The organism is Actinobacillus delphinicola (assembly GCF_900638385.1).
Lineage (GTDB): Bacteria > Pseudomonadota > Gammaproteobacteria > Enterobacterales > Pasteurellaceae > Actinobacillus_C > Actinobacillus_C delphinicola.
This window is the reverse complement of sequence record NZ_LR134510.1, coordinates 298,833-311,532: the sequence shown is the minus strand read 5'-3', so window position 1 is coordinate 311,532 and position 12,700 is coordinate 298,833. Positions and strand designations below refer to the sequence as shown.

The 12,700-nt window shown below is 36.0% G+C and carries 13 protein-coding genes; all 13 read left to right on the top strand.

Annotated elements, in window-relative coordinates; translation table 11 throughout:
* Positions 1-88: 88 nt before the first annotated feature.
* The 13 genes from htpG (at position 89) to EL259_RS01360 (ending at position 12,697) form a co-directional block, all read left to right on the top strand.
* Positions 89-1,972 (top strand): molecular chaperone HtpG, encoded by a 1,884-nt coding sequence (htpG, locus tag EL259_RS01420; RefSeq protein ID WP_126598325.1) that lies wholly within the window; start codon positions 89-91, stop codon positions 1,970-1,972.
* 49 nt (positions 1,973-2,021) lie between these two features.
* Positions 2,022-2,747 (top strand): 4'-phosphopantetheinyl transferase family protein, encoded by a 726-nt coding sequence (locus EL259_RS01415; RefSeq protein ID WP_126598322.1) that lies wholly within the window; start codon positions 2,022-2,024, stop codon positions 2,745-2,747.
* Between the two features lie 839 nt (positions 2,748-3,586).
* Positions 3,587-3,814: a Flp family type IVb pilin gene (locus EL259_RS01410; protein WP_172594203.1), complete on the top strand. Its 228-nt coding sequence runs from the start codon at positions 3,587-3,589 to the stop codon at positions 3,812-3,814.
* Between the two features lie 131 nt (positions 3,815-3,945).
* On the top strand, positions 3,946-4,227 hold the full coding sequence (locus EL259_RS01405) for a Flp family type IVb pilin (RefSeq protein ID WP_126598318.1): 282 nt from the start codon (positions 3,946-3,948) through the stop codon (positions 4,225-4,227).
* A gap of 124 nt (positions 4,228-4,351) precedes the next feature.
* The gene (locus EL259_RS01400; protein WP_232019066.1) at positions 4,352-4,825 is read left to right on the top strand and encodes an A24 family peptidase; all 474 of its coding nucleotides are present in this window, start codon (positions 4,352-4,354) and stop codon (positions 4,823-4,825) included.
* Between the two features lie 58 nt (positions 4,826-4,883).
* Positions 4,884-5,660, top strand: a complete 777-nt coding sequence (locus EL259_RS01395) for a hypothetical protein (RefSeq protein WP_126598316.1) — start codon at positions 4,884-4,886, stop codon at positions 5,658-5,660.
* A gap of 5 nt (positions 5,661-5,665) precedes the next feature.
* Entirely contained in the window at positions 5,666-7,033 is a 1,368-nt protein-coding gene (locus tag EL259_RS01390) for a type II and III secretion system protein family protein (RefSeq protein ID WP_126598314.1), read from the top strand.
* Positions 7,030-7,662, top strand: coding sequence for a hypothetical protein (locus EL259_RS01385; protein ID WP_126598312.1), 633 nt, complete (start codon positions 7,030-7,032; stop codon positions 7,660-7,662). Before EL259_RS01390 ends, EL259_RS01385 begins: the two co-directional genes overlap by 4 nt.
* A gap of 17 nt (positions 7,663-7,679) precedes the next feature.
* Positions 7,680-8,798, top strand: a complete 1,119-nt coding sequence (locus EL259_RS01380; RefSeq protein WP_126598309.1) for a pilus assembly protein — start codon at positions 7,680-7,682, stop codon at positions 8,796-8,798.
* A gap of 12 nt (positions 8,799-8,810) precedes the next feature.
* A complete protein-coding gene (locus tag EL259_RS01375; RefSeq protein ID WP_126598307.1) occupies positions 8,811-10,097 on the top strand; it encodes a CpaF family protein in 1,287 nt (428 codons plus the stop codon).
* Complete coding sequence (locus EL259_RS01370; RefSeq protein WP_126598305.1) at positions 10,094-10,975, top strand: type II secretion system F family protein; 882 nt, start codon at positions 10,094-10,096, stop codon at positions 10,973-10,975. Before EL259_RS01375 ends, EL259_RS01370 begins: the two co-directional genes overlap by 4 nt.
* On the top strand, positions 10,975-11,835 hold the full coding sequence (locus EL259_RS01365) for a type II secretion system F family protein (protein ID WP_126600804.1): 861 nt from the start codon (positions 10,975-10,977) through the stop codon (positions 11,833-11,835). Before EL259_RS01370 ends, EL259_RS01365 begins: the two co-directional genes overlap by 1 nt.
* Before the next feature lie 43 nt (positions 11,836-11,878).
* Entirely contained in the window at positions 11,879-12,697 is an 819-nt protein-coding gene (locus tag EL259_RS01360) for a tetratricopeptide repeat protein (protein ID WP_126598303.1), read from the top strand.
* Positions 12,698-12,700 lie beyond the last annotated feature (3 nt).

Below are 12,700 nucleotides of genomic sequence, written 5' to 3'. Positions count from 1 at the left end.
AACGAAAATGGGGGCGTGGTTGATTTTTTGTAACCCGCCCCCATTTTTGTGGAAACTATTTATCGTTTATTAACCATAAGGATAAAAAATGAGTCAAGATCAACAAACACTCGGTTTCCAATCCGAAGTCAAACAACTTCTCCAATTAATGATCCATTCTTTGTATTCCAACAAAGAGATTTTTTTGCGTGAATTAATTTCAAATGCTTCTGATGCGGCGGATAAATTACGATTTAAAGCGCTTTCTGATCCTGCTTTATATGAAGGCGATGGACAATTACGTGTGCGTATTCAAGCAGATAGCAACGCAAACACCATTACTATTAGCGATAATGGTATCGGGATGGATCGCCAACAAGTGATTGAAAATTTAGGGACGATCGCTAAATCTGGCACTAAGGAATTTTTAGCTGCTATGGGCGAAGATAAAGCGAAAAATAGCCAACTTATCGGGCAATTTGGGGTTGGATTCTATTCCGCATTCATCGTTGCGGACAAGGTGACAGTAAAAACTCGCTTAGCGGGCGATAGCAAAGCGAATGGTGTACTTTGGGAATCCACCGGGGAAGGTGAGTATACGATTTCTACTATCGAAAAAGAGGATCGTGGGACTGAAATTACCTTACATTTACGTGATGAAGAAAAAGCCTTCGCCAGCGAAGGGCAGCTTCGTGCAGTAATCAGTAAATATTCCGATCATATTGATTTACCTGTTGAATTATGGGTTACACAATATGATGAAAAAGGCGAAGTATCAGGGCAACAATGGCAACAAATTAACAAAGCACAAGCCCTTTGGACGCGCAATAAAAACGATGTTACCGATGAAGAATACATTGAATTTTATAAACATCTTACCCATGACTATCAAGCACCGCTTACATGGGCACGTAATAAAGTAGAAGGAAATCTAGAATATACCAGCTTACTTTATGTACCAAGCCAAGCACCATTCGATCTCTTTACACGTGACATGCAACACGGCTTAAAACTTTACGTACAACGTGTATTTATTATGGATGATGCGCAAGCCTTTATGCCGAATTATTTGCGTTTTATGCGTGGTCTTTTGGATACCAGTGATTTACCGCTTAATGTTTCCCGTGAAATTTTGCAAGATAACAAAGTGACGGCTGCGTTACGTCGTGCTTTGACAAAACGTTCTTTACAAATTTTAGAAGATTTAGCGAAAAATGATGTAGAGAAATATCAACGTTTTTGGCGTGAATTTGGCGTTGTGCTAAAAGAAGGGCTAGCTGAAGACATGGCGAATGCGGAAAATATTGCAAAATTACTGCGTTTTGCCTCTAGTAAAAATGAAGGCATTGACCAAACTACTTCGCTTGAAGATTATGTTGTACGTATGCAAGAAGGGCAAAAAGCGATTTACTATATCACTGCCGATACCTATGTGGCTGCGAAAAATAGCCCGCATTTGGAATTATTTAATAAAAAAGGTATCGAAGTACTTTTACTCGCAGATCGTATTGATGAATGGATGTTGAGTTTCTTAACTGAATTTGATGGCAAACCGTTACAATCTGTAACCAAAGCAAATCTTGATCTGGGTGATCTTGCAAATAGTGAAGAAAAAGCGCTACAAGAACAGCAACAAGAAGAGTTTGGCGGCTTTATTGAGCGTGTACAAGCTTATCTTGGCGATCGTGTAAAAGGTGTGAAATTAACGAATCGCTTGACAGATACCCCTGCGATTGTTTCTACCGAACAAGATGAAATGACAACGCAAATGGCAAAACTTTTTGCAGCCACAGGACAAAGTGTGCCTGAAATTAAGTACACCTTGGAAATTAACCCAACGCATCCATTAGTCAAAAAAGTCTCTGAAATAGGGGATGACACGACCTTTAATGATTGGGTAGAATTACTCTTTGAAGAAGCGCTCTTTACGGAATGCGGTTCACTTCAAGATCCAACTGCATTTGTAAAACGTATGAACAAATTACTTGCATAATGCAAGCAAATTAAGGAGAAAGCTCGTTTCGGCGAGCTTTTTTATTGGAATGACAAAGTATTCTATCGCCTATGCGAATTTAAATGACCCCCAAAATTGGCAAGATTTCCCTGAACATGCATTGCCAAGTTACGTTCATTTACCTGAAAATCCCAATCCTGCCCAGCAGAAAAGTTATCAGCGCCGTCGTTTAGCTTATTTTCTCCTATGGCAACTCGGGAAAACCTATCCTGATTTTGCTAACCTAATGGCAAAAATTGAAAAAGACGAATTAGGACGCCCGCAAATTCGGAGTAATTTTTTTGATTTTAATATTAGCCATTCAGGAGAATGGGTGATTGTTATCTTGGCTAAGAGTCCAATAGGGATGAAACCTTTAGTCGCAATTGATATGGAATCCGTAACTCATAAACGGAATTATATTGCGTTATTAAAGCATTTTGCGAACCCCATGGAATTAGCATGGTTTCAGCAACAAAAGCATCAGGAAACAGCTTTTTATGAATTATGGTGTATTCGTGAAGCAGTTTTAAAAGCGACAGGAATTGGATTGCGAAAACTTTCTGATATTCAATATTCCCCGCAAAATCAATGTCTTACTACAGATTATTGTCCAGTGGGTAAACTGGTCTTTTGTTCTGAACTTCCTTTCTATCTTGCCGTTTTCATTGGCATGGTATCAGCAACCGAGGTGAATCTACTTTGTTATCATCTCACTACTAGCCAAAAGACCTTTCAACGCTTAAATCGGACTAAATTAATTCTAGTTAATTAGAATACTACCTATTTTTGATTAAAAAATTGAGTTTTTTTGCTAGATCAAATTTTTATATAACTATAAACATTAACAAATGTAAATTAATCGTACTAAATACGTTAAAAAATACACTTTTATTTAACATTTATCTATCGAACAAAGAGATGTCATTAGAATAAAATTAAGAAAATAATTTATTTTTAGTTTAATTTTAAACGATATTTAATCTTACTAAATCATATTTAATAAAATAGAGAATCTTTATAAAAATCTTAAAATCGATGTTATTTAACAATTAGTATAAAAAACACCCTTTTAAAGTGTGTTTTTTAAGCGTTTATAAATCCTGATGAAATGAATCGGAAATCTATTTCTATTAAAAATTGCTTAAAAAAAAGCAAAATTCAGAAAAGTTGACCTAAAAATGTAAATAAAAAATGAAAAAATATAGGTAATTTTTAGGTTATTTTGCTTAAAAATTAATCGTTATAAGTAAAATTTTAATAGAATTTATCTATTGTAGCAATTATGTTTTTAATTGTTTTGTATATTTTTTAATCATAATAAGAAATATATAATTATTCTTATCCTACCCTTTATGAAGTACTAAATCCTAGTGATATAAGGCTTCACGCCAAGTTTTTCGCAAAAAAATATTCCTTAATAGTTAGTAAGCTATACAAAAAGCCAAAAAATACCGCACTTGATAAGAAAAATAAGAATGATATTCTTGTAACCACTTAGAGGGAGTATGGGACGTATCCTTCTACGGAAAGAACATATAAGGGTTAATCTTCGATTACGAAAATTAGGTAGGTTTAAAAATGTTGAACAACTTTTCAATAAAGGCATACGTCATGGCAAATGAACTTGCTGATGTCGCCACAACGAAAATCGTTCGATATTTTGCTAAAAACGAACGTGGTGTGACGTCTATTGAGTATGGATTGATCGCTTTTGCTATTTCTGCAGCTGTTATTTTTATTGCCTACGGTAAGGGCAGTTTTGTCCAAAGCTTAGGTGCAAAATTGAATGGTATGGCGGATGCAATCAAAACAGCGCTACTCACGGTAAACGACCACTAATTATACATAATTTTGAAGAGAATGCGATTAGAAGCAGATATGTGACCTATAACGTGTTCTTAATGTGTATTGGAAGAACTCCAAGTTAATAGTTATTAATTTTCATAAATGAAAATTGAGTGAGGTAAAAAATGTTAAATGAACTTTCTACAAAAGCATACGTAACAGTAACTGAAAATGTACGTTCAGCAGTACGTTCTGGTATCCGTGCATTCGCTAAAGACGAACGCGGTGTAACTGCAATTGAATACGGTCTAATCGCTGTAGCTGTAGCTGCAATGATCATCGCAGTATTCTACAACAAAAATGGTTTCATCCATAAATTAGAAGACCGCTTCGGTAGCTTAAGCTCTGCAATCAGTACAGCTACATTAAGCGTTACTGGTGCATCAACAAGTTCTACACCAGCTTAATAGTCTATTGTTTTAATATAGATGTATAAATAGTAATGAGGTTGTCATCTTAAAAGGTGGCAACCTATTAATAGTTTTGAAAAATTTTCATTTTTTATAATTTTTGTATTTTTAGGTCGTAAGTATGCTCCCTGCATCATATAGCATTAGTTTGGGAATGGTGGGAATCTTTTTCATTTGTTCGGTTGCCATCGTTACAACACTTATTATGATTAGCTGCTCCGATGTTAGACACCGTTTGATCAGCAATCAGCTTGTGTTTGCGTTAGGGTGTGCGATTCTTCCTTATTCCATTTTATTGCACGGAAATATTTATTTTGTTCCTGCACTTGTAATTTTGGCCATAGGCTTTTTTCTTTTCCTTATTCACATTATTGGTGCTGGCGATATCAAACTGTTATCGATACTCGTTTTAGCAATCCCACCATCACAGTTAATGTTCTTTTTCTTCTTTGTGACCGTCTTAGGTGTCATTTTGGCGCTCGGTGGTCTGATATTTTTCCGCAGAAATGTTAAAGAGAGAGGACTTCCTTATGGAGTAGCTATTGCTGGTGGGTTTCTTTTGCAGGAGGTTTTGTTTTTTCCTCTCGTGAGTTAGTAAAGGGTTTTCTTCGTTATTAGGTTTTTAATTTGTCACAAAGATCTAAGGATTTATTATGAATTATCGTCTTTTATTTATCATTTCGTTTCTAATATTAGGGGTAGGTGTAGTTGGTCTTGTTGTGATGAATAAGTCACACGACGATGAACGTGCGGAGATCCGCCACCAAGAACAAGTTGTTGCACAAAAACCAGTATATAGAAATGTTGTTCTTGAAACGGCAGTTGCCACAAAAGATCTGGCGAAAGGAACCGTTTTACAAGTAGGTGATTATAAAGTTACAACAAAAACCTATTCTATTCCTGTTAAAGCAGATGAAAAAAAAGCAATTCCACAAATTGTTTTCAATATCCGTCCAGACTTAGATCAAACAGATAACGGTACATTAAGCGCTTTCTTACTTACGGAAAACGTGACTAAAGGTAGCATGATTGATCCTAAAGTACTTATTTCTCCGAAATCTGATGATTACATCGTAGCTAACTTAGATCCAAATAAAGATATTGCTTATACGCTAACAATACCTCTTGATCAGTCTTATCTTTTGACCACCCTAAAAACAGGGGCGCATGTTTCATTATTCGGTCAGTTTTACCGAGATAACAAAAGTAATCTCGTCAAAGTTTTGGATTACCTCCAAGTCTTGCGTATCGACAAACCCAATGCAAAATCAAATAGCGGTATTGCAGGTCGCATAGTGTTGAAAATGACACTTAAACAATTAAAACAGTTATACCGACTAGAATCTGGTATTTCATTAGTTGCTCTTCCAGCTGCAGCCCCTGCAGCCGTAAATAGCGAAAGTCTATTAATCCGTCAATTAAGAGGATAGGTATTATGCGTAAGTTATTTCTATTTGTTATGACACTTGCGGTGATGGTCATGCCTGGAATTTTACAGGCTCAGACTATCACGCTAGCACCGGGTGAAAGTCGTGAAATGACGTTTAACCAGAAAATTGACACTATTTTTGTGACTAATCCAAGTATCGCAAATTATAAAATTTTAGGTGACAAACGCTTACTCTTTTATGGATTAGCTGCAGGGATGACAGAGGTTAATGTATTAAGTAATACAGATAAAAATTTACTTAGTGCAAATATTATTGTAAGTGATCTTGGTAATGCTTCTGACTCCAATCGTCAGCTTAAAATTAAGTTACCGAATACTAATTTACAAGTTGTAAAAATTGGTCAAGCTTATGTCATTAAAGGTAAAGCAAAAGATCAAGCAGAGTTGGAAAATGCTCAACGCATTGTAGCAGCAGCCGTTGGTAATACCCCAGATAAAGACACAGATACTATTGGTGATGATTTAGGTAAAGATATTTTAACTCACTATACATTTGATAATGTTATCAATGATGCCCAAGTATTGGATCCTAAACAAATTAATGTGCAATTAACAGTAGCGTCTATTAATAAATCCTTAGTTGATAATCTTGGCATGTCTTGGTCATATCTTGGTGGCAAAATTTCTGATGCATTTGATCATGCATTAAGTAGTGCTTCAGCGATAGCATCATTTAATAAAGATAATTCAGGTGCAACACAAATATCTTTCAATGCGGCTAACTTTCAAGGTTTCATCAATGCATTACACAACAATAATGATGCCAAAATTTTAGCTCAACCTAATCTTTCTATGTTGTCTGGACATAAAGCGAACGTATTAATTGGGGGACAAATTCCTGTTGTTCAATATACGTCTAATGGTACGCCAACAACCAGCTATCAAAATTACGGTATTGATTTACAAGTTGCTGCCAAAGTGGAAAACAGTGGTCGTATCCGTGTTGCACTTGCTCAAAGTGTATCTGATGTGGTGGGTACATTAGCGGGTGCGCCAATTTTAAATACAACAAGTAGCCAATCTAGTTTTGAAGTAGCCAATGGGCAAAGCTTTGTTATCGGTGGATTGTATAGTACGACTCGTAGTGAAGGCTTATCAAAAGTGCCACTTCTTGGCGATGTTCCAATTTTAGGCGCATTCTTCCGTAATGCCTCTACTTCAACAAAAGAACAAGAACTCGTTATCGTAGCAACCGTACATCTTGTTAACCCAGTTGATAAAAATAAAATTGTTTTACCTAACTTTGATAACACAGGAACTTTACAAAGCTTCTTCAATCTTCGTCCATTAAAAAAAGTTTACGATAAAACGCAAGTAAGTAATTTCTTACAACGTGGAGGATTTATTCAATGAGAAAATTAGTATTAGTCGCCGTTTTAGCAGGCTACTCAGTTTTCGCCAATGCGTTGGATAAGAATGTTTCTGATAACGTTTATGTTTATGGAAGTTTAACTCAACAATTGGCACATCATCCAGCTTTTGGAAATACATTAAAACATAATGTTTATGGCGTAACTGTCTATAACAGTGCCTACGTACGTAGCAAACTTAAACATAATGAACATGGACCTGTATCGCCACAAGGCGGTCAGTTTGCACCTGTCGTACTCCAAGAAAATATTTATCCATTATATAGCGGAACACTTTATGGATTAAAAAATCTTGAATATCAGTTAACACAAGCAATATCTGAGCCGACAGAAACTGGTGCTAGGGTTATCTATAGCTATGCGTTACGTCAAATTGCGCCAAAAGTAAAAGTGTTTTTACTTGAGCAGGGGCTGGATCCAAGAAATATTCAAATGATAGAACAGGCACATCCTCTCTATCCACTGTATGTAGGATTAGGTACTTTCGGTAAAAGTAGACCAACTTGTACTTATTCGACAACAGATTCTAGTTTTATTGAGAGTATTGGTGCGGTGGATGATCTCACCCCGTGTTCTGTTGAAAACAATATGATTATTCAAAGTGCATATTAAGGATAAGGAGAAGATTTATGTTATTGCTTGATGGTAATAATGCTACCGTTGATAGTTCAAGGAAAGTCGTTGTCATTTCTCCTTCAAAACCGATTCAAGATGAATTGGCAGAGTTACTAAGATCGCATGGCGTTGAGTATGTTGAGGTCGTTGGTAAGTCCTTTGAAAGTGAAGATATTTCCTTAGATGCTGAAGAAACCGTTGGTGTCGTCATTGATATTGAAAGTGATACGAACGTTTCTGAAATTGTTGAACGTGTCAGTGCTATTGTACCGCAAAAAATTTGGTGTTGTTTGGTTGGTGAAAGTGATTCTATTTCACTTGCGCAACGTCTTGCGGAATCTAACATTCTGTATTTTAACCGTAAAAGTCAGCTTAATTTAATGGTAACTCGCATTACGGCGAGTAAGATGACTGTCCCAACCATCCGTAATACCGTAAAAGTTTGTGTTTTAGGATGCAAAGGTGGGATTGGTGCGACATTTGTATCAGCACAGATCGCTAACAAAATTGCAAAAGATAAAAAAGTACCTGTTTTACTCGTACAAGGAAGTCATGGTTCGCAAGATCTTGACCTACTTTTTGATAAAAAATTGCAAGGCGATATTGTAGAGTTTGAGAAAAATCTTGATATTTTTATGGGAGATTTTGAACATCTTCCAGAAGATGAACTAGAAAAATATAACTTTATCATTTATGACCAACCTATTTTCAATGTAACGAAAGACGAATATATCCATTACTTTAATGTAGCAAGTAGTTTCGTATTAGTTGCAGAACGTCATCCTGATTCATTGCGTGTAGCGAAACGATTTATGGAACAGTGTGAACGTCAAAGATCTAACAATAATCAATTAATTAGAACATTTGTTTGTGTGGAAGACAGTCGTTTAGAACATTCACGATTGATGTCTAAAGCGGATATTGAAAGTTTATTAACCTGTAAAGTGGATGCCATTGTTCCATTTTTAAAAAATACCAATGCAAAAACGGTGCTTGATATAAAAATGCCAAAATCAAATCAAAAGATTATCAAGCAACTTGCAATGCTTATTATTGGTGCGTTGTCACGTGAAGAGGGTAAAAAAGAACAAAGTAGTTTATTCAAAACTATTTGGCAAAAACTCATTAGTTAATAGGTGGTTGGTATGTTAACGCTAGAGCAACAAGCAGAATTTCGTGATGGAGTTTTAAGTAACTTAGAAGTTAATAAACTCGATCAATTAAAAGAAGATCGAGAAAAACTCGTCAATGAATTGATTCAGGTCGCCTATCAGGTTGCGAGTAAAACCAATAATTATCTTACTGCTGCCGATGCCGTAACAGTTGCGGAGATGGTTGCAGATGAAATTTTGGGATTCGGTCCACTTCGTACACTTATGGAAGATGAATCAGTCAGTGATATTTTGGTTAATGGACCTTATAACGTTTGGGTTGAACGTCGAGGTTTGCTAGAAAAAACTGACAAGATGTTCATTAATAATGATCAATTGACAGAAATTGCTCGCCGATTGGTAGCAATGGTTGGGCGTCGTATCGATAGTGGTTCTCCGTTGGTGGATAGTCGTCTGCCAGATGGTAGCCGTCTTAACGTTGTTATTCCGCCAATTGCGCTTGATGGGACATCGATCTCTATTCGTAAATTCTCTAAAAACAAGAAAAGTTTACAAGAGTTAATGAATTTCGGCTCTATGAGTTTAGAAATGGCGAATTTCCTTATTATTGCTGCACGTTGCCGTGTCAACATTATCGTGTCAGGTGGTACAGGTTCGGGTAAAACTACTTTGCTGAATGCACTTTCTGCATATATTTCGCATACAGAACGTGTCATTACTATGGAAGATACCGCTGAATTGAAACTAGAGCAGCCTCACGTAGTTCGTTTGGAAACACGTATCGCAGGGGTTGAAAATACTGGGGCGGTTACAATGGGGGACCTTGTTATCAATGCACTACGTATGCGTCCTGAACGTATTATCGTAGGGGAATGTCGTGGTCCTGAAGCATTTCAAATGTTGCAAGCGATGAATACTGGTCACGATGGTTCAATGACAACCCTTCACGCCAATAGTCCACGTGATGCGATTTCTCGTGTGGAAGCAATGGTTATGATGGCAAGTTCGAGTCTTCCTCTAGAAGCGATTCGCCGTAATATTGCTTCTGCGGTCAATATCATTGTTCAAGCCTCTCGTCTAAATGATGGTTCTCGTAAGGTAATGAATATTACTGAAATCATGGGGATGGAAGGCGGACAAGTGGTGCTTCAAGATATCTTTAGTTTTGAAGTCGGTCATGACAGGACTAAAGATGGAAAAATTACAGGGCGTTTTATCAATCATGGGTTAATTTCTCGTAGTTGTGTAGCGCAAAAGGCACAAATGTTCAATTTAGAAAATGAATTGAAATCAATCTTTGCTGGGGTGGAAACAGAATGATTCTATACTACGTCGTATTAGCGTTCGGTGTATTGTTGTTACTCTACACTGCAGTTCAGTTCTCAGGAACGAAAAAGAAGATTGTGGCGAAAGAGTACACCACAACTTTTTGGAGCAATCTTTATCATAAAACCAAAGATAAGGTTTTGTTGTGGAAGTATTATTTTGTTAATGGTAAGCCACAAAATCTAATACGAAATAGTGTGATTACCCTCCTTATTTATATGGTGGTGTATTTTGTAAATGCACAATTTATCCGTTTTAACTCCACAATTATTAGTGTGATTTATTTCCTGCTTTTCTTTGTGTTTGTTTGGAAATGGGGACGCCGCCGTAATCGGAAGGAATTTGATAGTAGTTTCCCTGAAGTTATTCAGGTATTGAATAGTGCAACAACAGCAGGGGCGGGGCTATTACAGGCCATTGAGCGTTGTGGTCAAGACGTTCGAGGACCTTTTGGCGAAGAGTTTAAATACATTTATAAACGTTTAGCTATCGGGGAAGATGTTGATACGGTAATGGCAGATAGTTATACACGTTGGCCTTACCGTGAATTCTATTTCTTTATCACTATTTTGAAGATCAACCTTGAGAAAGGTGGTCAGATGAAAGAAATCATTAAACGTCTTGGTCGTGTAATTGCGGACGGACAAAAGATGGAACAAAAGAAAAAGGCAATGACATCTGAAGCACGTATGTCTGCGATGATTGTTGGTGTATTCCCGTTATTTTTCTTCTTCTTTATGAAGTTCCAGATGCCAGATAACTTTAATTATATTATTACCGATCCGAAAGGTCGTCTTGTGTTGTACTACGTACTCGGTTCTGAATCCTTGGGTATGGGTATTATTTGGTGGTTAATGAAGAAGGCAACCTGATTATGCTTACACAGATTCTATTTTTTGCACTTATTTTCGGCTGTTTTATTGTTGTTATTATCTTTGCCATTATTGCGAGAAAAAAAATGCAAGGGTACCGTGAAATTCTTGCAGGTATTCGACCAATGGAAACTAAAGAAGATGATAACAAGAAAGGGAAACGTAAAGAACAAATTGAATTGGAATTACTTATTATTAGTAATAATAAATTCTTACGAGTATTGGGGTTAATTGATAAAAATTTAAAACTAAAATTATTGTTCGCAGGGTTAGTAGTATTTATTACTTACATTATTACTTCAGATACTGACCAAGGCGATGCATTAATGACATTCTTTATTGCATTAATTGCTTCTATTGTATTGCCGGGCATGATTACTGGGATGGTAATTAATGCACGGGTTAAATCCATTATGGAAGATTTACCAGGTTTTATTGATTTAACTGCGGTATGTGTGCAAACAGGGATGACTATCGATATGGCATTAAAACGTGTGGCGATCGATTTTAAAGTATTAAATCCAGATTTAACTTATGTAATGCTCCGTATTTTACGTAAAGCAGAATTAACTTCATTAGTGGTTGCACTTGATGAATTATCCGTTTCATTACCGACAAAAGAAATTCGTATGTTTACTACAGTAATGCAACAAAGTTTAAATTTTGGTTCGGCAATTTATGATCAGTTAATTCAGTTATCAGCAGATATTCGTGAAATGCAGTTACTTAGAATTGAAGAACATTTAGGAACATTATCAGCGAAGATGAGTATTCCACTTATTCTTTTCATTATGTTCCCGATTATTATTCTAATCTTAGCACCAGGTTTCATGCGTGTATTTCCACAAATGGGCTTCTAAGAATAGTATTAAAGAAATTTTCCAGGTTAGTAAGGATGAAATTATGGCGTTCAAAAAAGTATGTAAAAGTACTCTCGTACTCAGTGTTATTTTAGGTTTAACTGCTTGTGTTAGTAACCACCGTGGGAATAGTACATCGCAACGTTATACATTGAATAAAACACAATTAACTCCCGAAAAAATAGCAGTATCTGAAACACTTTATAATTCGACAGGAAATTATGCGAGTTTAGTATCGTTGTATCGTACTGTATTAGAGAATACGGATAAGAAAAATTCAGTAACGTATAACGGTTATCTTTATAAATTAGTTAAAGCTTATTTTGATGAAGGGGATTACACCTCAGCATTACTTTATGTGAAACCATTATTAACTAATCCACAATTTAGAGAACGTGGATTACTTATTCAATTACGCTCGCTTGTACAACTTCAACAATATAATGAAGCGTTAAATGTAGCGAAAACACTTATTAGCCAGTATCCAAATAATTCACAAGCATACAACAGCCAAGGAATTGCTTATGCACAATTAGGTTATTTACGCAAAGCAACACAAAGTTTTAATACTGCTCGTACTTATTTCTTAAATGATACGATTGCTTTGAATAATCTGGCAATGATTTCTATTTTAGAAGGAAATTATAGTAATGCAGTCCGTTTATTATTACCACAATATTTAAATGGACAACATGATCAACGTTTACTCTATAACTTAGTTTTTGCATTGGTGAAAAGTGGTGATGTGCCTTATGCACAAAAAGTTATTGAACGTGAAAGTATGAATACTAATCCAGATGAGTTGATTAATGCATTGAAAAATACAACCAGAACTTCAAATCATGTTATGCCAACAATGTAAGAA

Bases quoted from the DNA above. Each gene is read 5' to 3' on its own strand.
- htpG (WP_126598325.1), top strand. From the start codon at position 89: ATGAGTCAAGATCAACAAACACTCGGTTTCCAATCCGAAGTCAAACAA.
- EL259_RS01415 (WP_126598322.1), top strand. From the start codon at position 2,022: ATGACAAAGTATTCTATCGCCTATGCGAATTTAAATGACCCCCAAAAT.
- EL259_RS01410 (WP_172594203.1), top strand. From the start codon at position 3,587: ATGGCAAATGAACTTGCTGATGTCGCCACAACGAAAATCGTTCGATAT.
- EL259_RS01405 (WP_126598318.1), top strand. From the start codon at position 3,946: ATGTTAAATGAACTTTCTACAAAAGCATACGTAACAGTAACTGAAAAT.
- EL259_RS01400 (WP_232019066.1), top strand. From the start codon at position 4,352: ATGCTCCCTGCATCATATAGCATTAGTTTGGGAATGGTGGGAATCTTT.
- EL259_RS01395 (WP_126598316.1), top strand. From the start codon at position 4,884: ATGAATTATCGTCTTTTATTTATCATTTCGTTTCTAATATTAGGGGTA.
- EL259_RS01390 (WP_126598314.1), top strand. From the start codon at position 5,666: ATGCGTAAGTTATTTCTATTTGTTATGACACTTGCGGTGATGGTCATG.
- EL259_RS01385 (WP_126598312.1), top strand. From the start codon at position 7,030: ATGAGAAAATTAGTATTAGTCGCCGTTTTAGCAGGCTACTCAGTTTTC.
- EL259_RS01380 (WP_126598309.1), top strand. From the start codon at position 7,680: ATGTTATTGCTTGATGGTAATAATGCTACCGTTGATAGTTCAAGGAAA.
- EL259_RS01375 (WP_126598307.1), top strand. From the start codon at position 8,811: ATGTTAACGCTAGAGCAACAAGCAGAATTTCGTGATGGAGTTTTAAGT.
- EL259_RS01370 (WP_126598305.1), top strand. From the start codon at position 10,094: ATGATTCTATACTACGTCGTATTAGCGTTCGGTGTATTGTTGTTACTC.
- EL259_RS01360 (WP_126598303.1), top strand. From the start codon at position 11,879: ATGGCGTTCAAAAAAGTATGTAAAAGTACTCTCGTACTCAGTGTTATT.